The organism is Achromobacter spanius (assembly GCF_003994415.1).
In the GTDB taxonomy this organism is placed as follows: Bacteria; Pseudomonadota; Gammaproteobacteria; order Burkholderiales; family Burkholderiaceae_B; genus Achromobacter; species Achromobacter spanius_C.
Genome location: NZ_CP034689.1, coordinates 2814897 through 2838299, shown reverse-complemented (window position 1 = coordinate 2838299; position 23403 = coordinate 2814897). Strand labels below are relative to the sequence as shown.

Below are 23403 nucleotides of genomic sequence, written 5' to 3'. Positions count from 1 at the left end.
CAGCCTCGACGGTCAGCGCTGCTGTCCGCCCTCTGTTTTCTGCTTTCTTTTCCGCCCTCTTTCGCCCTGGACCCGCCATCCATGAATACGCTGCTCTGGCTACGCACCGACCTGCGCATGCACGACAACCCCGCGCTGGCGGCCGCCGCCGAAAACGGCACGGTCACCGCCCTGTTCCTGGCCGCCCCCGAGCAATGGCGCCTGCATGGCGACGCGCCGGCCAAGGTGGACTTCTGGCTGCGCAACTTGCACGAATTGTCGCGCAGCCTGGGTGAACGCGGCATCCCTCTGAAGCTGCTGACCGTGGCCGACTGGAGCCAGGCGCCCGCAGCCATCGCGGCCTTCTGCCAAGCGCACGGCATATCCCAAGTGCACGCCAACACCGAGTGGGCCATCAACGAGCGCCGCCGCGATGCGGCCGTGGCGAACGCCCTGGAGGCGATCGGCGTGGACTGGACGCTGCACCATGGCGCGACGCTGCTCAGGCCTGGCACCGTGCAAACGGGCAAGGGTGATTGCTATCGCGTCTATACGCCGTATGCGCGCACCTGCCGCGAACGCCTGCGCAGCGCGCCCATTGCCGCGCTGCCCGCCCCTCGCGCGCAGACCCCGCCCGACTGGCAGGCAGACCCCTTGCCCGACGCTTTCGAAGGCTACGCGCCGCCCAGCGACGCCGTGCGCGCGCTATGGCCCGCGGGCGAAGCGGCGGCCACCGACAGGCTGGACGCCTTTGCCGACGGCGTGATCGACGCCTACAAGGATGAACGCGACTTCCCGTCCCTGCCCGCCACCAGTTGCCTGTCGCCGTATCTGGCGGCGGGCGTGCTGTCTGCGGGCCAGGCGCTGCGCGCTGCGCTGGTCGCCAATCAGGGCGAACTGGACAGCGGCCGGGCGGGCGCGGCTACATGGATCAACGAACTGCTGTGGCGCGAGTTCTACCTGCATCTGCTGGCCGCCTATCCGTCGCTGTCCATGCATCAGCCCATGAAGCCGGAAACCGCCGCCGTGCCGTGGCGTGACGCGCCCGACGACCTGCGCGCCTGGCAGCAGGGCAAAACCGGCATCCCCATCGTGGACGCGGCCATGCGCCAGTTGCTGACGCTGGGCTGGATGCACAACCGCCTGCGCATGGTGACGGCCATGTTCCTGTCGAAAAACCTGCTGATTGATTGGCGCTTGGGCGAAGCCTGGTTCATGGAGCATCTGGTGGACGGCGACCTGGCCGCCAACAACGGCGGCTGGCAGTGGAGCGCATCCACGGGCGCCGACGCCGTGCCGTACTTCCGCGTGTTCAACCCCTTGTCGCAATCCAAGCGCTTTGATCCGCGCGGAGTGTTCCTGCGGGAATGGCTGCCTGAGCTGGCGCATCTGGATGACCAGGCCATCCACGACCCCAGCCCCATGGAGCGCGCGGCAGCCGCTTACCCGTTGCCCATCGTGGACCTGGCCCAAAGCCGGTTGCGGGCGCTGGAGGCCTTTGGCAACCTGCCCGCTGCGTGACACGGGGCGCCCCCCTGCGGAGGTTGGGCGTTCCCTGGCACTCCTGGCGAATCAGGAATTCGCCGCCGCCTGCTTGTCCAGGCGTCGGATGAACACTTGTATTTCCTTTTCGACCTGCTTGTCGCCGCGCGCCTGGGCAGCCGCCAAGCCGCTGTTCCAGGCCGCGCGCGCGCCGTCCTGATCGCCCCGCCCCAGGCAGGCTTTGCCCAGCCATTTCCAAGCCACCGAGTACGCCGGGTCAAAAGCCAGCGCCGCGCGCAGATGCGCTTCGGCTTCGCGAAAGCAATCCTGTTCGGCGTAGGCCTTGCCCAACGAAAACCGCAACAGCATGTTGTCGGTGCCCTTGGCCAGCATCGCCTCCAGGCGTTCGATCATTCCTTCCATCACTGCGCTCCCAGTCGTTTGCATCCGCGGCTTGCCTGCCTTCAATGCGGCCATGATAGGACGGCGCCCAAGCCGGCCGGGGCAATGGCCCCATCGCCCGCCCGGATAAGCGCCAACGCGACAGCAAGCGGTCAGGACGGCACGCGCAGCGCTACACTCAGCGCTTGATCGGCACCCCGCCGCGTCCGCGCATCTTGCCCGACACAGGAGCCCACATGAGCACCATCTTTGATTTCTCGGCCCGCGACATTCAGGGTGCGGACCAATCCCTGAGCCAATATCGCGGCCGTGTGCTGCTGGTGGTCAACGTGGCATCCAAGTGCGGCTTCACGCCCCAGTACGCCGGGCTGGAAGAACTTTACCGTTCGCTGCGTGACGACGGCCTGACGGTGCTGGGCTTTCCCTGCGACCAGTTCGGCCATCAGGAACCGGGCGATGAAGCCGAGATCCGCAATTTCTGCGCCACGCAGTACGACATCACCTTCCCGCTTTACGCCAAGATCGACGTCAACGGCGCCGACGCGCATCCGCTGTACCGCTGGCTCAAAGGCGAAAAGCCCGGCGTCTTCGGCACCGAAGGCATCAAGTGGAACTTCACCAAGTTCCTGGTCGGCCGCGACGGCCAGGTCATCAAGCGCTATGGCCCCACCGATACTCCGGCCAGCCTGAAGGAAGACATCGTGCGGGCGCTGTCCGCCCCCGTCTGAGGCCACGCCGCCGCAGCTTGTCTTCAGCCCGGGCTTCGACTGCCAGCGACGGCAAGCCCTAGCGCAGCGGCGGCAGGCGGCGCGGCACCGTGTGCGCCTTGACGATGGCGGTATTGGTCTCGGCGAACTCGGTTACCCGTTCCAGGATGCCGTCCAGATGCAAGATCGAGCGCAACACCACGCGGGCAATAAAGCAGTCGTCGCCGGTCACCTTGTCGCATTCGACAAACTCCGGAATATCCTTGATCAGCCCCTCCACATGGCGTAATTGCCCCGGCAAGGGGCGGATGCGCACGATGGCTTGCAGCGTGTAGCCCAGCGCCACCGGGTCCACATCCACCGTGTAGGCGCGGATCACCCCCGATTCCTCCAGCCGCCGCAGCCGGTCCGCCACGCTGGGCGCCGACATGCCCACCTGCCGCGCCAGGTCTGCCGTGGTGGTGCGCGCGTTGGCCGCCAGGGTCTGCACCAGGCGGCGGTCGATACCATCCAGGACCGGATTTTCGTTCTTTAGGTCATTTTGCATAGTTTCCACCTAAATGAAGGCATCAAGATAAAATCGCCACCAAATGATCATATAACCGCCTTGATCTGCCTGGGATAATTTCTCCATCGAAATCGTGGTCCACCTCGCGGCCCGTCGGAGAAACTCCATGTCCCCTGCATCAGAACGCCTTGGCCTGGCGCAAATGGCCGCCGCCATGACCTTGTCCGGCACGCTAGGCGTGTTTGTTTTGGAGTCCGGCCAAAACGCGTGGAACGTCGTTTTCTTCCGCTGTGTCTTCGGCGCCCTTGCCTTGCTGTTGTATTGCTGGGCGCGCGGTCTGCTCAAGCCCGGCCTGTTCACCGGCAAGACGCTGGCCTTGGCGCTGGCGGCCGGCGCCGCGCTGGTCATGAACTGGGTGCTGCTGTTTTCCGCCTACCGGCTCGCGTCCATCTCGCTGGCCACCGCCGTCTACAACGTGCAGCCCTTTTTCCTGATCGGGCTGGGCGTGCTGTTCCTGGGGGAACGTCCGTCGCGCGGCAAGCTGGCCTGGTCCGTGGTGGCGTTCGCTGGCCTGCTGCTGGTGCTGCGCCTGACCAACGCGCAGGCCCCGGGAGGCGCGTATCTGTCGGGGCTGCTGCTGGGCCTGGGCGCGGCCGCGCTGTACGGGGTGACGGCGGTCATCGTCAAGCGCTTGAAAGGCATACCGCCCCAAGTGCTGGCGCTGGTGCAAGTGACACTGGGCGCCTTCATGCTGCTGCCCATGGCGGACTTCAACGCCCTGCCGGCCGCGCCCTTGCAATGGGGCTATCTGGTGGCGCTGGGCCTGATCCACACCTGCCTGATGTACATCCTGATGTACTCGGCCATCCAGAAACTGCCAACGACCTCCACCGCCGCACTCAGTTTCATCTACCCGGCCGTGGCCATCATGCTGGATCTGCTGGTCTACGGCCAGCGCATGGAACCGCTGCAAGTGCTGGGCGTGGCGCTGATCTTCCTGGCCGCGGCGGGTGTCAGCCTGAATTGGACGTGGCGCCTGCCGGGGCGGTATAGGCGGCCGAGCGTCCTTGCCTGGCCAGCAGGTAGAAACCCGGTCCTGGCCCCGGTTATTCGGGACCGGGGACAAGGCCTGCCGCTATCATGGCCTTCCATCCGCCGGCACGGCCGGCGGCGCCTTGATTCCCAGGACGCACCCCATGATCGATCTCTACTACTGGACCACCCCCAACGGCCACAAGATCACGCTGTTCCTTGAAGAAGCCGGCCTGCCCTACAAGATCCACCCGGTGAACATCAGCCGCGGTGATCAATTCAAGCCCGAATTTTTGGCCATTGCGCCCAACAACCGCATCCCCGCCATCGTGGACACCCAGCCCGCCGACGGCGGCGCGCCCATCCCGATGTTCGAATCCGGCGCCATCTTGTTGTACCTGGCGGAAAAGACCGGCCAATTCCTGCCAGCCGACCTGCGCGGCCGGGCAGACGCCCTGCAATGGCTGTTCTGGCAAATGGGCGGCCTGGGTCCCATGGCGGGCCAGAACCACCACTTCTCTGGCTATGCGCCCGAACGCATTCCCTACGCCATCGAGCGCTACGTGAAAGAAACCAACCGCTTGTACGGCGTGCTGGACAAACGCCTGGCAGACCGTGAATTCGTCGCGGGCGATTACTCCATCGCGGACATGGCGGCCTACCCCTGGATCGTGCCGCATGCCAAGCAGGGGCAGGACCTGAACGACTTCCCGCACTTGCAGCGCTGGTTCAACGCCATCGCGGCCCGCCCCGCCACGCAGCGCGCCTATGCGCTGGCGGACACCATCAACACCACACCCTCCATCAGCGACGACGAATCGCGCCGCATCCTGTTCGGCCAGACCGCGCAGAACATCGCCCGCTAAAACGTCAGACCCCCAGGATGCCGACCATGTCCGACCCGCACTTGGTCTTTCGCCGCGCGCGGCAGGAAGACTTGCCGCACATCATCGCCATGCTGGCCGACGATGAACTGGGCGCAACTCGCGAAGATACGTCCGTTCCGCTCAACCCCCGCTACATCGCCGCCTTCGCCGCCATCGCACAAGATCCCAACCAATTCCTTGCCATCGTTGTGCAAGGCCAAGACCGGGTCGGCTGTTTGCAGTTATCGTTCATACCCGGCCTATCGCGGCTGGGACAATGGCGCGGGCAGATCGAAAGCGTCCGCATCGCGTCGTCGGCGCGGGGCCAGGGCCTGGGACGCGCCATGTTCGAATGGGCCATTGAACAGTGCCGCGCCCAGGGCTGCGGCCTGGTCCAGTTGACGACCGATCGCGCGCGCCCCGATGCGCGCCGGTTCTATGAAAGCCTGGGTTTCAAGGCCAGCCACGACGGCATGAAGCTCAGCCTGTAGTTTTTGATATTGATTTCGAAGGAGCCCCCCATGCATGGTGAATACAAAGTCCCCGGCGGCAAACTGGTCGTCGCGGATCTCGATGTGCAAGATGGCCGCCTGGCCAACGTGCGCATCAGCGGCGACTTCTTTCTAGAGCCGCCCGAAGCGTTGGAGGCCATCAACCAAGGCTTGAACGGCATGCCGGCCGACGCCGGCGAACTGGAACTGGCGGTGGCGGTGCAATCCGCCCTGCCCGCCGACGCCGAATTGTTTGGCTTTTCGGCCGAGGCCGTGGCCGTGGTGCTGCGGAGGGCGCTTGCATGACGCGCACTGACTGGAACGACTACGACTGGCAATTGATCCACGAGGGCCCGCAGGCGCCGTCGCTGCATATGGCGCTGGACGCCGTCATTACGGATGAAGTCGGTGCGGGCCAGCGCCCGCCCACGCTGCGCATCTGGGAATGGGCCGCCCCCGCCGTCGTCATCGGCCGTTTCCAATCCCTGAAAAACGAAGTGGACCCCGACGGCGCGCAACGCCACGGCATTGAAGTCGTGCGCCGCGTCAGTGGCGGCGGCGCCATGTTCATTGAACCGGGTAACTCCATCACCTACTCGCTCAGCGCGCCGCAAGCCCTGGTGCACGGCATGAGCTTCCAGGAATCGTATGCGTTCCTGGATGCCTGGGTGCTGACGGCATTGCAAGGGCTGGGCATCAAGGCCTGGTATCAACCGCTGAACGACATTGCCTCCGACATCGGCAAGATCGGCGGCGCGGCGCAAGCCCGACGCGCTGGCGCGGTGCTGCACCACGTGACCATGTCCTACGACATCGACGCCGATAAAATGGTCGAGGTCTTGCGCATCGGTCGCGAGAAACTTTCCGACAAAGGCACCACCAGCGCCAAGAAGCGCGTGGACCCTTTGCGCACGCAAACGGGCCTGGCGCGCGAAGTCATCATCGAGCGCATGCTGGAAACTTTTGCCGGCCTGCATCGTCTGACTCCGGGGCAAATCGGCAGCGACACGCTGGCGCGCGCCCAGCAACAGGCCGACGAAAAGTTCTCCACGCCGGAATGGACGGGCGTGGTGCCTTGACGGCAAGCGTTAGATTTAGCGGAGGTAGTTCAATGCGTCGCACGTTCACGCCGCCAGGCGCGATAAGCGGTCTGATCCTGGGCGCCGCCCTGCTGGCCCTGGCCGGCTGCGGCAGCGCGCCCCCAGCCAACATCACCTTGGCCGAGTCTGCCTCGACCACGTCCGAAAAGGTGGGGGACCTGTCCACCGAGCGCATCAAGTGGGCCTCAAGCAAGCCGGGCTGCGAAGGCGACTGCCCGCGCATCGAAATCGACAGCGTGGCATTTCCTGGCATACCCAAACTGACCGCCTTGGTGGACCACGTGCTGGCCTATATGACCGGCACCGACGCCAACCGCCGCGGCCCCTACAACACGCTGTCGGAATACACGCAGTATTTCTGGTCCACGGCGCGCCCGCGCGACGCGACCTATTTCAAGGCCTCGGTCAAGGATACGGTGGGCGACATCGTGTCGATTGAACTGCACACCGAACAGTTCCTGACCGGCGCCGCGCACGGCATTCCGGCCACGCAATACCTGAACTGGGAACGTTCGCGCGGCCGCGTGATGAGCCTGGACGAAGCGTTGATACCGGGCCGCCGCGCGGAATATGTGGCGGCGCTGAAAGCCGCCCATGCCAAATGGCTGGCCGAAAATCCCGACGCCAAACGAGACCCCGCCGCCTACAACAAGATGTGGCCGTTCCAGGAAAGCGATAACTTCGCGCTGACCCGTGACGGCATGGTGGTGAAGTACGACGCGTATTCCATCGCGCCCTACTCGCATGGCGAACCGGAACTGAGCATTCCTTACGCCGACTTGCGCGGCGTGTTGAAGCCCGAGCTGTTGCAGGCGTCGTAGGGCCTTCGCGACGCAGCGCAAAGACCCCACGGACGCCACGGTTCAGGTGAGCGGACTGAGGATGGAGCTAGGGAGGTGGCCGCTTTTTTCGCGTCTGTGGCCGGGTAAGACGCCCAGTCCGCTCAGTACAACCGCGGCATGAAAGCGCCGGCGGCGCGCATATTGCTGCCGCCGGCCTGCCTTGCACGCTTAGAAGCGGTGGCGCACACCCACGATGCCGACGGTGCTCTTGACGCCGTCAACAAACGCGTAGTCGGTGGCGTACGAACCCAGCGCGTACAGGTTGGTGCGCTTGGACAGGTTGTACGTGTAGCCGATGCTGTAGACGTTCATCGTCGACTCGTTACCGGCGGTCAGCGGGTTGCCGTTGGGGTCGGCACGCTGCCACGACGCCATGATGTTGCTGGCGCCCAGCGGCACGCTTAAGCCCACCAGATACGAATTGGCCTTGAAGCCCGACACCGCAACGTTCGTGCCGAAGCCGCTGGCCGTGGGGCTGCCGCTGCCGAGCGCGTTGACGCCCTGACCGGCGAACCAGCCGTCACGCGTCTGGCCAAAGCCCAACGCCAGCTTGACCACTTCGAAGTCATAGGCGCCGGCAATCGACCACGACTTGGGCGTGGCGTCGTTGCGCAACTGATTGGCGGGGTTCAGTTGGTCGTAGGTGGCGGCCACGTTCAAGGGGCCGTTGACGTAGCGCAGGCCGGTGGTGATGGCGCGGGTGTTGTCGGCGGTCTTGAAGCCGGTTTGCGCGGCGGTCGTGTCAGCCGCGTTGAACGAGTAGCCAACGCCAAACTGGAAGCCGCTGAACGACGGCGTCGAGTACTGCACCATGTTGTCGTAGCGGACCGTGTTGGCGGCGCTGAAGGCCACGCCCACGTTGGCTTGGCCGTAGCTGCCGCCGAACGGATCAATGGATCCCAGGTACTTGGACGCGATGTTGGTCTGGCGGCCCAATTCCAGCAGGCCCCACGACGCCGACTTCAGGCCGACGGTGGCTTGGCGACCGAACAGGCGGCCGCTTTGGCCCGATTGGCCATTACCCGAATTGAAGCCGCTTTCCAGCGTGAACACGGCGCTCAGGCCGTCGCCCAGATCTTCGGCGCCGCGCAAGCCCCAACGCGAGCCGCTCGACACGCCGTTGGCCATGCCGACCTTCGATTCGTGATAACCGTCGCCCTTGATGCGCTGGTAGCCGATACCGGTATCGATCAAGCCATACAAGGTCACCGAGGTTTCGGCGTGCGCCACGCTGGACACGGCGGCCAACAGCGCGGTTGCGAGCAGAGTCTTTTTCATTGCTTATTCCTTAGATTGAACATGCCTGCGCAGCGGGCTTGCTGGCATCGCAAGCAGCGCGTGGCGCATGGCAGAAACGAATTCTAGGGACGCAATGTGTCAGAAACTGGTACGCAAGAACTAACGGCCCCGATTCGCAGAAAAAACCCCATTCGTGGTTTGCGCTCTACAGTCGGGCTTGAAAGTCTGCACGGCAGCAAGCACGTCACGTCAGCATGTTAAGAAGGCGCGACGCACAATGCAATCACGGCATCCGTTTCAGCGCGTTCCTGTCAAGGGCAGCAGTCGGCGATACCCCTGCGGCAACGGATGCGCGGCATGTTCCGTCACAGTGCGGGCGAGCCGCTGCGCCAGTTCGGCGGGAAACGGCGTGGACCGGCGCGTGTTCAGGTCCACGTGCAAGGACAGTTGCTCCATCGTGGCGGCCAGATAGCCGTCGCGCGTCTGCGTCAATTCCATCAGGCAAAGCAACCGCTTGTTGTCGGCTTCAAGCAAGCGCACGCGCAGCATCAGCGGGTCGTCGGCCAAGACCTCGCGCAGATAAGCCACATGCACGTTCATGGTGTAGATGCCGCAGCGGGTGGCCTCGGTGTAGTCCAGGCCCACGCCAACCTGGCTTAGCAATTCGAATCCCACGCGGTCAAAGATGCCGACGTAATGCGCGGCGTTCAAATGGCCGTAGGCGTCAATCCAGGCGGGGTCCACGGCAAGCGTGGTGGACGGCAGGGCTTGGGTCATGCATTCCTCCAGAGGGCTTCAAATCCGGCTTGGGTGGGTAGCGGCCGGTTGGGCACATTCTATGTGAGCACGCCTGTGAACAAGCCATTGCCCCCCCGAAATGGAAATCGCCCCTTGCGGGGCGATTTCCGGGTTTGTCTACCTCGGCCTCCTCGGCGATACGTCAGTGACGCATCGCTGAGTTTTCATCACGGATACAGACCGCGCACCTGGCGTGCTTGCAGGATGCGTGTGCAAGCCACGATGAACGCCGCCGTGCGCAGCGTCACCTTGTGTTCCTTGGCCACTTGCGACACCGCGCCGTAGGCCTCGCGCATGATGCGTTCAAGGCGCTGATTGATTTCTTCTTCGCTCCAGAAGAAGCTGGAGAAGTCCTGCACCCATTCGAAGTAGGACACCGTCACGCCACCAGCGTTGGCCAGCACGTCCGGCACCACATATACGCCGTGTTCAAACAGGATGTCGTCCGCTTCCGGGGTGGTCGGGCCGTTGGCGCCTTCCACCACGACTTTCGCGCGCACCTTGGTGGCGTTTTCAGCGGTGATCTGGCTTTCCAGTGCGGCGGGAATCAGGAATTCGGTTTCCAGCGTCCAGAACTCGTCCTTGTCGAACGCCTCGCCACCCGAAAAACCGCCCACGCCGCCGTGTTGCGACACGTGCGACAACAGTTTGTGGACGTCCAGGCCGGCGGCGTTGTGCACCGTGCCGGTGTGGTCCTGCGCGGCAATGACCTTGGCGCCGGCTTCATGGAACAGGCGGGCGGCGGTGCCGCCCACGTTGCCAAACCCCTGCACCACCACGCGCGACTTGGAGACGTCGATGTTGAGGTCGCGGGCGGCTTCGCACGCCACCACGAACACGCCACGGCCGGTAGCTTCCACACGGCCCAAGCTACCGCCCAGGGCGATCGGCTTGCCGGTGACCACGCCGGTGGCGGTGGCGCCTTCGTTCATGGAATACGTGTCCATCATCCAGGCCATGGTCTGGGCGTTGGTGCCGACGTCGGGGGCGGGAATGTCCTTGGCGGGTCCGATGATGACGCCGATTTCGCTGGTGTAGCGGCGGGTCATGCGTTCCAGTTCGGAGTGCGACAGCGTGCGCGGATCGACGCGGATGCCACCCTTGGCGCCGCCATAAGGCAGGTTGACCGCGGCGTTCTTGACCGACATCCAGGCGGCCAGCGCCATGACTTCGGACAGGGTCACGTCCTGGTGGAAGCGCACGCCACCCTTGCCCGGGCCGCGCGACACGTTGTGCTGCACGCGATAGCCTTCGAAGTGGGCGATGGTGCCGTTGTCCAGTTCGATCGGCACATCGACGATCAAGGCGCGCTTCGGACGCTTCAGCGTCTCGACCCACCGACCCAAGGTGCCGAGATACGGCGTCACACGGTCGACTTGTTGCAGGTAATTACCCCAAGGACCGAGGTCATCGGCATTCAGATAAGACGGCAAGACATGGGTGGGAGTGTGAGACATGAGCATGATCTCCTGACAAAGTTGCGCCATTTTATCCACGAAAATCATATCGTCCCCATTTAAACACTAAATATTTTAAATGGGGACGTATTATTATCGTGAACACCGTGCGGGTCACAAGCCCGGCTCGAAAACTGCCCTATCCTATGCCGCCAAACCGGAAGCGTCCAGCTTCGGGCGACCGCAGGCCGCGGCGACGCGATGCCTGCCGCCCAGCAATGAAAAAAGGGGCAGTCTCGATAGAGAACTGCCCCTTTGCCTTGCCTGCCCCTGGGTAGCCGCCGTTGACCTTCAGGCGCTACCGCTTCAAGGCGTCATCAGATGCCAGGCGAGCCTTGCCGCGGCGCGCGCGCCGTGGCCGTCCACGTCGAAGCGCGGGCTGTATTCCGCCATGTCGGCCAGGCGCAGCTTGCCGCTGGCCTTGACGCGCAACACGATTTCTTCAATGACGGCCATCGGCACGCCATAAGGCGCCGGGGCCGACACGCCCGGCATGACCGCCGCCGGCAGCACATCCAGGTCAATCGTCAGGTAGACGTGGCGGGCTCGAGCAAGCAAGGCGTCCACATTGGCAAGGCGCGCGTTCAGGTGACGCTCCTGCATGTCGCGGTCTTCCACCCACACGGCGCCCACCTCGGCGGCCCGCGCGTAAAGTGCCGGCGTATTGGCCAGCCGCGACACACCCAGGCAAGCGTATTGCAACGCCCGTCCACGCGCTTCGCAGTCGCGCGCGATCTGGTCGAAAGGCGTGCCGGAACTGCCGGGGCGGCCGGTGCGCAGGTCGAAGTGCGCGTCCAGGTTCAGCACCAGCACCGGCTCGGTGTCGCCCCGGGCTTCCAGCCAGCGGGCCAGGCCCTGGAAGCTGCCCCAGGCAATTTCATGACCGCCGCCCAGCACCAGGGGCCGGGCGCCCTGCTCCAGAAGCTCGGCCACGCGCAGCCCAAGCTGCTCTTGCGCGGCTTCCAACTGGTCGCCCTGGCAGACGACGTCGCCGGCGTCCAGCAAGCGGGTCAGGCCATGCGCGGGCAGCCCCGCCATGAATTTGCGGATGCCGGCCGGGCCTTCGGCAGCGCCCACGCGCCCCTGGTTGCGCGCCACGCCGGCGTCGCAGGCAAAGCCCAACAGCACGGCTTCGCCCGCCTCCACCTGGCCCGAGGCGGGTTCGACAATATGCGCCAGCCGGCGCGTGTCGCCCTGCTCGGCGCTGTCGTCGCGCGCCTTCCACAGGCTCTTATCCAATTGCGGCGCGCTCACGTCGTCGCCCCTTTGCTCAGCACCGCTTGCAGGAATTCCCGGGTACGCGGTTCACGCGGCTCGGTGAAGATCACTTCGGGCGGGCCGGATTCCAGGATGACCCCGCCGTCCATCACCGCCACGACGTCGGCCACGTCTCGCGCGAAGCCCATTTCGTGCGTCACGACCATCATCGTCATGCCTTCGCGGGCCAAGAGCTTCATCACTTGCAGCACTTCGCCCACCAACTCCGGGTCCAGCGCCGAGGTCGGCTCGTCGAACAACATGACTTTCGGCTGCATGGCCAGCGCGCGGGCAATGGCCACGCGCTGCTTCTGCCCGCCCGACAGGCTGGCCGGCATGGCCGACGCCTTCTGCAGCAAGCCCACTTTTTTCAGCAGGTCTTCGGCCAGCGCATTGGCTTCGTCGCGGCCCAGGCCACGCAGCTTGCGCGGCCCCACGGTCACGTTTTCCAGCACCGACAAATGCGGGAACAGGTTGAAGCCCTGGAACACCATGCCCACCTGCATGCGCAACTGGTTAAGCGCCGCTTCGGGCAAGAGCGTGCCTTCGTCCAGCAAGGTCTGACCGCAGATGTCCACGGTGCCCGCCTGAGCCACTTCCAGACCATTGCAGCAGCGCAGCAAGGTGCTTTTGCCCGACCCGCTGGGTCCGATCACCACGACCACCTGCGAAGGCAGCACGTCGAAATCGATGCCCTTCAGCACGGCATGATCGCCAAAGGATTTTTCCAGGCCGCGGATACGGATCATTTCCTGCGGTTTGCCAAACTGGTTCATTGCACCATCCCCCCGGCGCGCAAGCGTTGTTCAACCCTGCGCAAAATCAACATGGCGGTCGTCGTCAGCACCAGATAAATCAAGGCCACCACCAGATAGGTTTCCAGCGAGCGGTACGACACGCTGATGATCTTCTGCCCTTCGTGCATCAGATCGTGAATGGTCAGCAGCGACACCAGCGCCGAATTCTTGATCAGCGCGATGAACTCGTTGCCCAGCGGCGGGATCATGCGCACCACCGCCTGCGGCAGGATGATGACGCGCATGGCCTGGCCCGACGACATGCCCAGCGAACGCGCCGCTTCGGTCTGGCCACGGTCCACTGACTGGATGGCGCCGCGCACGATTTCCGACACGTAGGCGCCCGAATACATGCCCAGGCCCAGCACCCCGCAGGCAAACGCCGGCAAGGTCAGACCGAACTGCGGCAGGCCGAAAAACCAGATGAACAACTGCACCAGCAAGGGTGTGCCGCGAAAGAACAGCAGGTAGACACTGCACAGGTTGTAGACGATCCAGCGCTGCGGGTTGAGGCGGCCAACGCCGACCAGCAGGCCGATGACGCAGCCCAGCAGCAAGGCGCCGGCAGTCACCTCGACGGTGACCACCGCGCCCCGCAGCAACGCGTCGAAGTCGGCGAAAACGGGGGCGAATTCCAGGTTCATTTCTTGGGGGCCTCGAACCACTTGTTCACGATGGCCTGGTAGGTACCGTCACCCTTGAGCTTTTGCAGCGCGGCGTTCAGCTCGCGGGTCAGCTCGGGCTTGTTCTTGGGCACGGCAATGCCGTAGTCCTCGGTGGTGATCTGGTGGTCCAGCACCGTCAGGTCCTTGGTGCTTTGCGCGAACAGCTTGGCGGCCGGCTTGCCGGTCACGGCGGCATCAGCGCGGCCGATCTGCACCAGGTTGAACATTTCCTGGTTCTTCTCGACTTCCACGCGCTGCACGGCCGGGAAGTTGTCCTTCAGATAGTTGACCGACTTCGTGCCCACCTGCACCGACACCTTGCGGCCGTCCAGGTCCTTGAGCGTCTTGATGGGGCCATCGGTCTTGGTCAACACGACCAGGCCGCCGGCGTAGTACGGGTCGGTGAAATCCACCACCTTGGCGCGCTCGGGCGTGATGTAGATGGCGGACACGGCGATGTCGGCGCGGCCGGCTTGCAAGGCGGGAATCAGGCCCTTGAAGTCGATGTCGATCCATTCGACTTTCTTGCCCATGGCGCCGGCCAGCGCTTCCACCAATTCAATGTCGAAGCCGGTGCGCTTGCCGTCTTTGACGAACTCCATCGGGGGAAAGGTGGCGTCGGTGACAGCGCGGATGGTTTCCTGGGCGTGCGCGGCGCCCGCGCTCCAGGCGAGGCCCAACGTCAGGGCGGCGGTCAGCAGTGTGCGGCGAGTGGTCATGGTCTAGTCCTATGCGTAAGAGATACGGCGGTGGGTACGTCGGAAGATTGAAGCCGGGATGCGGTACAGCGTGGAATTCGGGGAAAGATCGGATCAAAAGCGGTCAATGGCGAGCGGCGCGCCGTCAGTGCACCTTCAGCCGTTCGGAGATGCGGCGTGCCGCGGCAACCGTCATGGCGATCAGGGCGTCCGGGCGTTGCGCCGCCCGCGTGGAAGGCGCCATCAAGGTGATCGAGGCCACTGCCTGGTTGGGACGCTGGAAGATCGGGACGCTGACGCCCCACACGCCGGCGTCCACTTCACTGTCCGTGACGGCATAACCCTGGCCTCGGATCAGTTCCAGTTCGTCGCTCAGGCGGGAAGCGTCCACGCCGGCCTCACCGGCCAGGTAGTCCAGGGCAGTTTGCAGGCGGGCCAAGGGCATGAAGGCCAGCAGTGATTTGGCGGACGCGCCCCGCGCCAGCGGCAGGCCACGGCCTTTCGTGAAAGAGCAACGCAGCGGGTGCTGGCTTTCCACCATGTCCAGGCAAACGGCCTGGTCCTTGACGGCTACCAGCAGGCCAATGGTTTCGCCGGAAGCGGCAGCCAGCGCCGCCATGTCGGGCTGCGCTTCGTGGATCAGGAAGGAAGATTGGTCAAAGCCCCAGGCCAATTGCACACACAGCGGGCCGGGGCCGTACTCACCTTCGTGCTCGGCCACGAAACCCCAGCGCTTGAGCAAAGCCACCTGGCGGTACAGGGTGCTTTGCGCCAGGCCGGTTTTTTCGGCCAGCGCGGCAATCGTAAGGGGGCCATCGTGCCGGGCCAGCGTGGCCAACACGTACAGGACACGATCCGCGCCCGCCCCAACCGAGGGTTCCGACATGAAACTCAGCTCCAAGCAATGAGGGGCCGAGATTATCAATTTATGGTGGTCGTTCCAGGAATTATTCCCATCGAGTGAGAATAAACAGGGAAAACCCCAGATAAGTACGAAAATTAATGACAAAAACCGTACGAAAAACGGGCAAAAAAAAAGACCGCTAAGCGGTCTGCGTCAGGCTGGTTGGAGTCTTGGCTGGGGTCTTGGCTGGGGTCTGCGCCGGACTGCGTCGCGGACGCCCCAAGCATGAGCCCGGGGCGTCTGCCTGCCACGCAATCAGGGCGCGGCGGGGGTGTCGTAGTTGTTCAGGCGCACGCCCGACACACCGCCCACGCTGGGCGTCGCCGCTGGAGCAGACGCGGCGGGCGTCGGCTGTGCTGGCGCCGGCGAAGCCGCTTGCTCCGTGGCGGCGGGAGCCGAGGCGCCATTGGCGTCGACGGGCGCGGCGCCAGTTGCACGGCGAACGCGCTTGGCCTCGTCCGCCTGCGCCACCACCGTGGTCAGGTAGGTGGCCAACGATGCCGACTTGCCGTTGCGGGCCCAGTCGGCCGCGCTTTGGCCTTTCAGGTCACGGGTGGTGACGTCCGCCCCGGCTTTCACCAGCAGGTCCACCATGTCGCGGTAGCCGCCCAAGGCCGCCATCATCAACGGCGTTTCGCCGCCCGGCGCGGGCGCGTTGACCATGGCTTTCTTGCCCAGCAGCATGCGCGCCATTTCCATCTGGCCCTTGGACGCGGCATAGTGCAGCGGCGTCCAGCCCAGGCGGTTGACCTGCGCGCCTCGCGCGATCAGCTTTTTCGCGCGTTCGGTCTGGCCGGCAATCGCCAGGTACATCAACGGGGTCTCGCCAGCCGGGTTCTCGGCATTGACGTCGGTGCGCTTGTCGGCGGCGATCACGTCAAACACCTTCCAGGCGCCGTCCACCACCGCGCGCATCAGGGCGGGCTGGCCGTTCTGGTAGCGGACGTTGGGGTCGGCGCCTTGCGCCAGCAGGCTTTTGACGTCGTCGGGATAGTCGTTGGCCACATAGACCCACCAGTCGCCCGGGCTGGCTGCGTGCGCGGTCGGCGCGGCCAGGCCGACGGCCAACGCCAACAGCGCGCCTCGGCACCGCGCCAGGACAAAACGGGAAATCAGCGTGCGGGTGGCCATGGCTATCCTGGAATCAACATTTAAGGTGTTAAGTGAGATTATTTCTTTATCTTATTGAAAAGATTAAAGAAATTATCCGTCGACGCGCGCGCCACATCCGCCACCGGAATGCCCTTCAGGTCGGCAATCTTTTCGGCTACGTGGATGACCTTGGACGGGTCGTTGAGCTTGCCACGATACGGCACGGGCGCCAGATACGGTGAATCCGTTTCGATCAGCAAGCGGTCCAGCGGCACCTTGGTGGCCACTTCGTGCACCACCTGGGCGTTCTTGAAGGTGACGATGCCCGACAAGGAGATATAGAAATTCTGGTCCAGCGCTGCCTGGGCCACTTCCCAGTTCTCGGTAAAACAGTGCATGACGCCGCCCACTTCCGCCGCCTTTTCTTCCTTCAGCATGCGCACGGTGTCTTCGGCGGAGGCGCGCGTATGCACGATCAGCGGCAGGCCCGTGTCGCGCGCGGCGCGGATGTGCCGGCGAAAGCGTTCACGCTGCCAGTCCAGCGGTTCAGACAGGCGGTAGTAGTCCAGCCCGGTTTCGCCTATGGCCACGACCTTGGGGTGTTCCGACAGGCGTACCAGTTCTTCCGGCGACGGGTCCGGCGTGTCTTCGTAATCGGGGTGGACGCCCACCGAGGCCCACAAATTGGCGTGCGGCTCAACCAGGGACATCAGGCCCGGCCAATCGGGCATGTTGACGCTGACCACCAGCGCGTGGGTGACCTGGTTGGCGGCCATCCGGTCAAGAATGCCGGGAAGATCGGCCGCCAGCTCGGGAAAATTCAAATGACAGTGCGAATCAACGTACATGATGTGACTACATAAAGTGACCGCGGCGCCCGGCCTGCCGCCAGGCAAAACGCCGCTGGATCAGAGACTTAAGCCTGGCAGGATAGCACCACGCGTTGCAGGGTGGCATGCGCGAAAAGCTTGGCGTTCAGGGGGTGCGTGGCCAGCGCGCGCTGCCGCGTCAGCCAGCGCGCCGCCTCGGCCACGCGGGCCGTGTTCATGCGCGCGGCAACCTGGGCCACGCCCGTGGCCAGGGTGGGAAAGTAGCGCACGGGCGCGCCGGCACTGGCCAGCATGAGGTCGGTGTATACCCGTTGCAAGGCGTCGATCCATTCAGTGGCGGGCACCTTTTCCAGGCTTTCCGCCAAGGTGCCGACGTCGGGCGCCTGCCCTTGCGCCAAGGGGCTGATCAATTGCGACAGCCAGGGCGGGCACGGCGTGTCGCTGGCCTGCGCCAGACGCAAGGCGGCCAGGGGCGCGCCGCCGGCCGCCGCCAACCATTCGCGCGCCGGCTCCACGTTCTGGGCGCGCAGCCATTGCAGCGCGGTATCGGGGTCAGGCGCCGGCAAGGGCAAGCGCCGGCAACGCGACACCAGGGTCGGCAGCAGGCGGTCGGGCGCGTCGGCAACCAGCAGAAAAATGGTATGGGGCGGCGGCTCTTCCAGCACCTTGAGCAAGGCATTGGACGACACCACGTTCAGCGCGTGCGCCGGGTACAGCAAGGCCACGCGCCATCCGCCCCGGTGGGTCGCGGTGTTGAACCAGGACTCCAGCGAGCGGATCTGGTCAATACGAATTTCCTTGGACGGCGCGCGCTTGGCGGTGCCCGAGGCGGGCTCGGCGTCCTCGGCAGGTTCGGCGGCATCCGCCCCCTCTTCCACGGCCACGGCCTCGGGCCGGATGCGGCGCAGATCGGGGTGATTACCGCTGGCGAACCAGGCGCAGGCAGCGCAATGGCCGCAGGCCAGGCCGTTGTCCGGCGTCTCGCAAAGCAGACTGGCGGCGGCGGCCACGGCAAAATCCAGCTTGCCGATGCCGGCCAGCCCATGCACCAGCCATGCATGCGCGAAACGGTCGCGATTGCCCAGCCAGGCGCGTGCCGTCTCCATCTGCCACGGCAGAAACTGGGGTGCGCTCATGCCGAAACCGCCAGCAGCGCGCGCAGCCCGGCTTCGAGCGCCGCGCGAACCTGGGCGATGGACTGGGTGGAATCGACAATATGGATGCGGCCGGGGTCGGCCTTGGCGCGCGCGTGATAGGCCTGGCGGGTGCGTTCAAAGAACGCCGCACCTTCGCGCTCGAAACGGTCGGGCTCGCGTGCGTCCGCCAGGCGGGCGCGCGCCACCTCCAGCGGCACATCAAAGAGCCAGGTGCGGTCGGGCTGGCCCGCCCCCATCCATTGTTCCAGCACCGCCACGCGCTCGGCGCCCAGTTCGCGGCCCCCGCCCTGGTAGGCATAGGTGGCATCGGTAAAACGGTCGCACACCACCCACGCGCCGCGCGCCAGCGCCGGCTCGATCACCTGCCGCACGTGCTCGCAGCGCGCCGCGAACATCAGCAGCGTTTCGGTATCCAGGCCCATCTGATCCGTCAGCACCAGGGCGCGCAGCTTTTCGCCCAGGGGCGTGCCGCCCGGTTCGCGCGTGGAGATGACTTCCCGCCCTTGACCGCGCAGGAAGTCCGCGATCCAGTCGGTGTGCGTGCTTTTGCCCGCGCCGTCAACGCCCTCCAGCGTAATGAAGCGTCCGCGAGGGGTCATTGCTCTTGTCCTTGTGCTGATTCGGGTGTGGATCCAGAGGCGGAATCCGGGCTGGCGTCAGGTACGGTGACCGGCGCTGTAGCTGCTGGCGTCGCAGGCGTCACGGAAGGAGCAGGTGCGGGCGGCGTGCTGGGGCGCGAGTTCTGCCCGAGGATGTAGCGCGACACGTTGCGGTTGTGTCCGGACAGGTTCTCCGCGAATTCGCTGGTGCCGTTGCCGCGCGACACGAAGAACAGGTACTTGTGCTGCTCGGGCTGCACCGCCGCCAGCAGCGCCGCGCGCCCCGCCGCCGCGATCGGCGTGGGCGGCAGGCCCGGCCGCGTGTACGTATTCCAGGGCGTGTCGGTCTGCAGGTCGCGCTTGCGGATGCGGCCCTGGTAGGCCTCGCCCATGCCATAGATGACGGTGGGGTCCGTCTGCAGCAACATGCCGATCTTCAAGCGATTCGTGAACACGCCGGCCACGCGGCGGCGGTCGGGGCCGTGGCCCGTTTCCTTTTCGATAATGGACGCCAGCACCAGTGCTTCGTAAGGCGTGGCCACCGGCAGGTTCGGCTGGCGCTTGGCCCAGGTGTCCTGCAGGATGCGCTGGCCTTCCTGGTAGGCGCGGCGCAGCAGGTCGTAGTCAGTGCTGCCCGGCGTGAAGATATAAGTGTCCGGAAAGAACATGCCTTCCGGATGCTTGATGTCCGACCCCAGCCGCGTCATCAACTCTTCGTCGCTGACGTCGTTCAGGGTTTGTTTGACGTCGGGGTTCTCGCGCAGCGCCTGGCGAATCTGGCGGAACGTCCAGCCTTCCAGGAACGTGATCTGGCGCTGGGTCATGTCGCCGCGCGCCATGCGTTCCAGCAGCAGCCAGGGCGTGTCACCCTCGATGGCCTGATAGCCGCCCGCCTTCAGCAGCTTGTCCTGTTCGGACAGCCGCGCCATCCAGACAAATCCGGGCTCCCAGATCGGCACGCCCGCGGCGTTCAAGGCGCGCGCAACCGTACGCGGGCTGCTGCCCGGGTCCACCACGAAATCGATCCTGTCAGCTGACAGAGGTATGGGCCGATGCATCCAGCTCCAGGCGGCGCCCACCGCTGCCGCGGCGGCAATCACGATAAGCAGGAATAACCACAAGACGTAGAAACTGAGTCGCTTTTTCATAAGTCCCGGAAGTTTAATGGATCGCGAGAATCTGGCGTGGCAAAAACGGGGCCAGCGCTCATGGCGCGGCCCTTTGCCCGTCGGGGGCATGGGCCATGGCCCGCGGGAAGGCGGCTATCATCTGCACTTTGATGACGTGATCACACCGCCGCCATGCACGCTTTCTATTCTTCGATTCCCGTCCGCGCCGAAGGTTGCGCGCCATGCGCGCCGCTGGATGACTTTCTGGTTTTCAGCGCATCCGGCGCCGATGCACTGACTTTCCTGCACGGCCAACTGACGCAAGACGTCACCGGCCTGCCCGCCGATGCCGCCCGCCTGGCGGGCTATTGCACGGCCAAGGGCCGGCTGCTGGCCACGCTGATCATGTGGCGCGCCGCCCCCGGCGCGGACGATGACCCGCAGCTTTATGGCCTGGTGCGCCGGGACCTGTCCCAAGCCCTGCTCAAGCGCCTGTCCATGTTCGTGCTGCGCGCCAAGGTCAAGCTTGCCGCCACCGCGCTGAACGTGGCCGGCGTGCAGGCAAGCAGCGAACAGGCCGCCGCGCTGGAAGCCGTGACCGGTGCCTTGCCGCGCGCGGACTGGCAGCGGGTGGACCTGCCGTCCGGCACCTGGATCGCGGCGCCGTCGGCGGATACGAACTTGCGCTGGTGGTGGATCGCGTCCGACGAACAGCTGGAACAGTCCCAAGCCTTGGCCAGCGTGCTGGGGCTGGCGCCCGCCGCGCAATGGCAGATGGCGGATCTGGCCGCCGGCATCCCCTGGATTGCCACCGCCACGCAGGATGTATTCATCCCGCAAACCGTCAACCTGGAACTGGTGCAGGGCGTGAGCTTCACCAAGGGCTGTTATCCGGGGCAGGAAGTGGTGGCGCGCAGCCATTACCGGGGCACCGTGAAGCGGCGCATGGCGTACGGCACCATCGCCGATGCCAGCGTGCAAGGCGCGGCGCTGGCCGGGGTGGACGTCTTCGACGCCACCCAGCCGGGCGAGCCCATTGGCCGCATCGTGGATGGCGCCAGTGACGCAGGCGTGGCCGCCGTGCTGTTCGAAACCACGCTTGCCGCGCTGCCCCAGGGCGATCTGCGGCTGGGCGCGGAAGACGGCCCGCGCATTAGCACCACGCCGCTGCCCTACTCTATTACGCCCTGAACCAGGGTTCCAGCGAGCAGCCGCGCTAGACTGCCACGCCGAACAACGCGCCTACGGCGGCCGTGGCCGCCATGGCGAACGCGCCCAGTATCGTCACGCGCAAGGCGGCCGGCCCCTTGGGCGCGCCGCCCGCCCCCGCGGCCAATGCCCCCAGCGCGGCCAGGCACACCACCGATGCACCGATCACCCAAGCGATCAAATGCGGCAGGGGCGCCGTCACCGCGACAACCAAGGGCAAGGCCGCGCCGGCCGCGAACGAAGCGGCGGACGCCACCGCCGCCTGCACGGGCTGCGCGCGGTTATGCACGGAAATGCCAAGTTCGTCGCGCGCGTGCGCGTCCAGCGCGTCGTGACGCGTCAGTTGGCGCGCCACCTGCGTCGCCAGATTCCGCGTCAGGCCGCGGCCCACGTAGATATCGATCAGTTCGGCCAACTCTTCTTCTGAATTGCCTTTCAGTGACCGCTGCTCCATCCGCAGATCGGCTGCCTCGATATCAGCCTGGGACCGCACGGACACATACTCGCCAGCCGCCATAGACAAGGCTCCGGCCACCAGCCCGGCCAGACCCGACGTCAGGATGGCCCCATGCGAGGCCTGCGCCGCCGCCACGCCGGTAATCAGGCTGGCGGTGGAAACGATGCCATCGTTGGCCCCCAACACAGCGGCGCGCAGCCAGTTGCTGCGGAAAATTCGGTGGTGTTCTTTTGCAGGCATTGCCCCATACCCATGCGACGCGTGACAAGCGCGCCGCGCGCCCGCCCCGTCAAGGGCGACACGCGCGGCGCGCCGGATTCATCGCGGCGTCACGCGTACCGCGGTGAGCAAGCCTATCACGCAAAGCGTGGCCTGCTCGCCATCGTAGGCATGTACTTCAACCTGGCAGACAGACAAACGCTTACCCGGCTTGACGACGCGGCCGCTGGCCACGTAGCGGTCGCCTTTGGCGGGCGCCAGGAAATTCATCTTGAACTCCGAGGTCAGCACGTCTTCGCCCGGCCCAAACAGCGTGTAGGCGGCATAACCGCCCGCGCTGTCGGCGATCGTGGTGGAAATGCCCGCGTGCAGAAAGCCGTTTTGCTGGCAGAGATCGGCGCGGTAAGGCAGCACGATGTCCACCCTGCCCGGCTCCACCACGTCCAGCCCGGCGCCCAGCAGCCGCATGATGCTTTGCCGGTCGAAGCTTTCCTTGACCCGCGCGGCGGGGTCGGTCAGCGCCTGGGGTGCGCTCATGTCAGTCTTGCTCGCGCTTGACCAGGTTGACGATGCTGGAGAAGTCCAGCTTGCCCGAGCCGCCCGCGCTATGCAGCGAATACAGGTTGCGCGCCAACTCGCCCAACGGAATCGAGGCACGCGCCGACAGCGCCGCTTCGGCCGCCAGGCCCAGATCCTTCAACATCAAGTCCACGCCGAAGCCGCCGGCATAGCCCTTGGAGGCGGGCGCGTGCTCCATCACGCCCGGCCAGGGGTTGTAGAGTTCGGTGGCCCAGTTGCGGCCCGAGCTCTTGGCGATGATGTCGGACAACACCTTCGGGTCCAGCCCGTTGGCCACGCCCAGCGCCAACGCTTCCGACGTGCCGGCCATCAGGATGCCCAACAGCATGTTGTTGCAGATCTTGGCCACTTGGCCGGCGCCGGCGGGACCGGCGTGGAAAATGTTCTTGCCCATTTTTTCGAGCACGGGGCGCGCACGCTCCAGCGCTTCCGCCTGACCACCCACGATGAAGGTCAACGTGCCCGCCGCCGCGCCGCCGGTGCCGCCCGAGACGGGCGCGTCGATCATGGTGATGCCGCGCGCCTCGGCCGCCTGCGCCACCTTGCGCGCCGAATCCGGCGCGATGGTGCTGCATTCGATGACCAGCGCGCTGGACGAGATCTTGCCCAGCAGGTCTTCGCCCAGGTACAGCCCTTCAACGTGCTTGCTGGCCGGCAGCATGGACACGACCACGTCAGCGCCCTTGACCGCTTCCGACGCCGATGCCGCGGCTTGCGCGCCAGCGTCGGTCAACAGCTTGACCGCTGCGGGGACCAGGTCAAAGACCGTGAGGCTATGGCCGGCCTTGACCAGATTCAATGCCATGGGCGCGCCCATGTTGCCCAAACCGATAAACGCGATACTGCTCATGATGTTTTGTCTCCTGTTGCTATTGCTATAGGTATGGATTCATCGTGACCTGCATGACGGGTGCCCGGGCTGTTTGCG

At 65.3% G+C, this 23403-nt stretch carries 26 protein-coding genes and 1 pseudogene; 9 read left to right on the top strand and 18 right to left on the bottom strand.

Going from position 1 to position 23403, the window contains the following annotated elements:
* Positions 1-81 precede the first annotated feature (81 nt).
* The gene (gene phrB, locus ELS24_RS13145) at positions 82-1500 is read left to right on the top strand and encodes a deoxyribodipyrimidine photo-lyase (RefSeq protein WP_050446508.1); all 1419 of its coding nucleotides are present in this window, start codon (positions 82-84) and stop codon (positions 1498-1500) included.
* Positions 1501-1551: 51 nt separating this feature from the next.
* Here phrB and ELS24_RS13140 read toward each other — a convergent pair whose 3' ends face one another.
* Positions 1552-1884: a hypothetical protein gene (locus ELS24_RS13140; protein WP_083447338.1), complete on the bottom strand. Its 333-nt coding sequence runs from the start codon at positions 1882-1884 to the stop codon at positions 1552-1554.
* A 215-nt stretch (positions 1885-2099) separates the two neighbouring features.
* On the opposite strand from ELS24_RS13140, the gene ELS24_RS13135 reads away from it, so the two are divergent.
* A complete protein-coding gene (locus tag ELS24_RS13135) occupies positions 2100-2591 on the top strand; it encodes a glutathione peroxidase (protein ID WP_050446509.1) in 492 nt (163 codons plus the stop codon).
* A 58-nt stretch (positions 2592-2649) separates the two neighbouring features.
* Here the strand turns inward: ELS24_RS13135 and ELS24_RS13130 are convergent, their stop codons facing one another.
* Positions 2650-3117, bottom strand: coding sequence for an Lrp/AsnC family transcriptional regulator (locus ELS24_RS13130; RefSeq protein WP_050446510.1), 468 nt, complete (start codon positions 3115-3117; stop codon positions 2650-2652).
* Positions 3118-3244: 127 nt separating this feature from the next.
* On the opposite strand from ELS24_RS13130, the pseudogene ELS24_RS13125 reads away from it, so the two are divergent.
* The 6 genes and pseudogenes from ELS24_RS13125 to ELS24_RS13100 all read left to right on the top strand — a co-directional run.
* Positions 3245-4132 (top strand): annotated as a pseudogene (locus ELS24_RS13125) (DMT family transporter); the annotation flags it as partial.
* 142 nt (positions 4133-4274) lie between these two features.
* A complete protein-coding gene (locus tag ELS24_RS13120) occupies positions 4275-4976 on the top strand; it encodes a glutathione binding-like protein (RefSeq protein WP_050446512.1) in 702 nt (233 codons plus the stop codon).
* Positions 4977-5002: 26 nt separating this feature from the next.
* Positions 5003-5467 carry a GNAT family N-acetyltransferase gene (locus tag ELS24_RS13115; protein WP_050446513.1) on the top strand — a complete coding sequence of 155 codons (465 nt, stop codon included), beginning with the start codon at positions 5003-5005 and terminating at the stop codon, positions 5465-5467.
* A 30-nt stretch (positions 5468-5497) separates the two neighbouring features.
* Positions 5498-5773, top strand: coding sequence for a lipoate protein ligase C-terminal domain-containing protein (locus ELS24_RS13110; protein ID WP_050446514.1), 276 nt, complete (start codon positions 5498-5500; stop codon positions 5771-5773).
* Positions 5770-6546, top strand: a complete 777-nt coding sequence (locus tag ELS24_RS13105) for a lipoate--protein ligase family protein (protein ID WP_050446515.1) — start codon at positions 5770-5772, stop codon at positions 6544-6546. The genes ELS24_RS13110 and ELS24_RS13105 overlap by 4 nt, the downstream gene beginning before the upstream one ends.
* 32 nt (positions 6547-6578) lie before the next feature.
* Positions 6579-7388: an RsiV family protein gene (locus ELS24_RS13100; RefSeq protein WP_127184347.1), complete on the top strand. Its 810-nt coding sequence runs from the start codon at positions 6579-6581 to the stop codon at positions 7386-7388.
* Between the two features lie 189 nt (positions 7389-7577).
* Here ELS24_RS13100 and ELS24_RS13095 read toward each other — a convergent pair whose 3' ends face one another.
* From ELS24_RS13095 to mltG, 13 genes are all read right to left on the bottom strand, one after another.
* Complete coding sequence (locus tag ELS24_RS13095; protein WP_050446517.1) at positions 7578-8687, bottom strand: porin; 1110 nt, start codon at positions 8685-8687, stop codon at positions 7578-7580.
* A 258-nt stretch (positions 8688-8945) separates the two neighbouring features.
* The gene (locus tag ELS24_RS13090) at positions 8946-9425 is read right to left on the bottom strand and encodes a thioesterase family protein (protein WP_127184346.1); all 480 of its coding nucleotides are present in this window, start codon (positions 9423-9425) and stop codon (positions 8946-8948) included.
* Between the two features lie 188 nt (positions 9426-9613).
* Positions 9614-10903 carry a Glu/Leu/Phe/Val family dehydrogenase gene (locus tag ELS24_RS13085; protein ID WP_050446519.1) on the bottom strand — a complete coding sequence of 430 codons (1290 nt, stop codon included), beginning with the start codon at positions 10901-10903 and terminating at the stop codon, positions 9614-9616.
* 306 nt (positions 10904-11209) lie between these two features.
* Positions 11210-12157: a formimidoylglutamase gene (gene hutG / locus ELS24_RS13080; protein ID WP_050446520.1), complete on the bottom strand. Its 948-nt coding sequence runs from the start codon at positions 12155-12157 to the stop codon at positions 11210-11212.
* Positions 12154-12936, bottom strand: a complete 783-nt coding sequence (locus ELS24_RS13075) for an amino acid ABC transporter ATP-binding protein (protein ID WP_050446521.1) — start codon at positions 12934-12936, stop codon at positions 12154-12156. The genes hutG and ELS24_RS13075 overlap by 4 nt, the downstream gene beginning before the upstream one ends.
* The gene (locus ELS24_RS13070; protein ID WP_127184345.1) at positions 12933-13601 is read right to left on the bottom strand and encodes an amino acid ABC transporter permease; all 669 of its coding nucleotides are present in this window, start codon (positions 13599-13601) and stop codon (positions 12933-12935) included. Before ELS24_RS13070 ends, ELS24_RS13075 begins: the two co-directional genes overlap by 4 nt.
* Complete coding sequence (locus tag ELS24_RS13065) at positions 13598-14341, bottom strand: transporter substrate-binding domain-containing protein (protein ID WP_050446523.1); 744 nt, start codon at positions 14339-14341, stop codon at positions 13598-13600. Before ELS24_RS13065 ends, ELS24_RS13070 begins: the two co-directional genes overlap by 4 nt.
* Positions 14342-14465: 124 nt before the next feature.
* Entirely contained in the window at positions 14466-15206 is a 741-nt protein-coding gene (locus ELS24_RS13060) for an IclR family transcriptional regulator (protein ID WP_127184344.1), read from the bottom strand.
* A gap of 273 nt (positions 15207-15479) precedes the next feature.
* Positions 15480-16355 carry an ankyrin repeat domain-containing protein gene (locus ELS24_RS13055; protein WP_127184343.1) on the bottom strand — a complete coding sequence of 292 codons (876 nt, stop codon included), beginning with the start codon at positions 16353-16355 and terminating at the stop codon, positions 15480-15482.
* 38 nt (positions 16356-16393) lie between these two features.
* A complete protein-coding gene (locus tag ELS24_RS13050; RefSeq protein ID WP_050446527.1) occupies positions 16394-17164 on the bottom strand; it encodes a TatD family hydrolase in 771 nt (256 codons plus the stop codon).
* A 68-nt stretch (positions 17165-17232) separates the two neighbouring features.
* Complete coding sequence (gene holB, locus ELS24_RS13045) at positions 17233-18282, bottom strand: DNA polymerase III subunit delta' (protein ID WP_050446528.1); 1050 nt, start codon at positions 18280-18282, stop codon at positions 17233-17235.
* Positions 18279-18902 (bottom strand): dTMP kinase, encoded by a 624-nt coding sequence (gene tmk / locus ELS24_RS13040; protein WP_127184342.1) that lies wholly within the window; start codon positions 18900-18902, stop codon positions 18279-18281. Before tmk ends, holB begins: the two co-directional genes overlap by 4 nt.
* Positions 18899-20050 (bottom strand): endolytic transglycosylase MltG, encoded by a 1152-nt coding sequence (gene mltG, locus ELS24_RS13035; RefSeq protein WP_050446530.1) that lies wholly within the window; start codon positions 20048-20050, stop codon positions 18899-18901. The genes tmk and mltG overlap by 4 nt, the downstream gene beginning before the upstream one ends.
* A 153-nt stretch (positions 20051-20203) precedes the next feature.
* Here mltG and ELS24_RS13030 point away from each other — a divergent pair, with 153 nt between their 5' ends.
* A complete protein-coding gene (locus ELS24_RS13030; RefSeq protein ID WP_127184341.1) occupies positions 20204-21202 on the top strand; it encodes a YgfZ/GcvT domain-containing protein in 999 nt (332 codons plus the stop codon).
* A gap of 25 nt (positions 21203-21227) precedes the next feature.
* Here ELS24_RS13030 and ELS24_RS13025 read toward each other — a convergent pair whose 3' ends face one another.
* The 3 genes from ELS24_RS13025 to mmsB form a co-directional block, all read right to left on the bottom strand.
* Positions 21228-21917, bottom strand: coding sequence for a VIT1/CCC1 transporter family protein (locus ELS24_RS13025; protein ID WP_127184340.1), 690 nt, complete (start codon positions 21915-21917; stop codon positions 21228-21230).
* Positions 21918-21995: 78 nt separating this feature from the next.
* Positions 21996-22433 (bottom strand): PaaI family thioesterase, encoded by a 438-nt coding sequence (locus tag ELS24_RS13020; RefSeq protein ID WP_127184339.1) that lies wholly within the window; start codon positions 22431-22433, stop codon positions 21996-21998.
* 1 nt (position 22434) lies between these two features.
* Complete coding sequence (mmsB, locus tag ELS24_RS13015; protein ID WP_050446534.1) at positions 22435-23325, bottom strand: 3-hydroxyisobutyrate dehydrogenase; 891 nt, start codon at positions 23323-23325, stop codon at positions 22435-22437.
* Positions 23326-23403 lie beyond the last annotated feature (78 nt).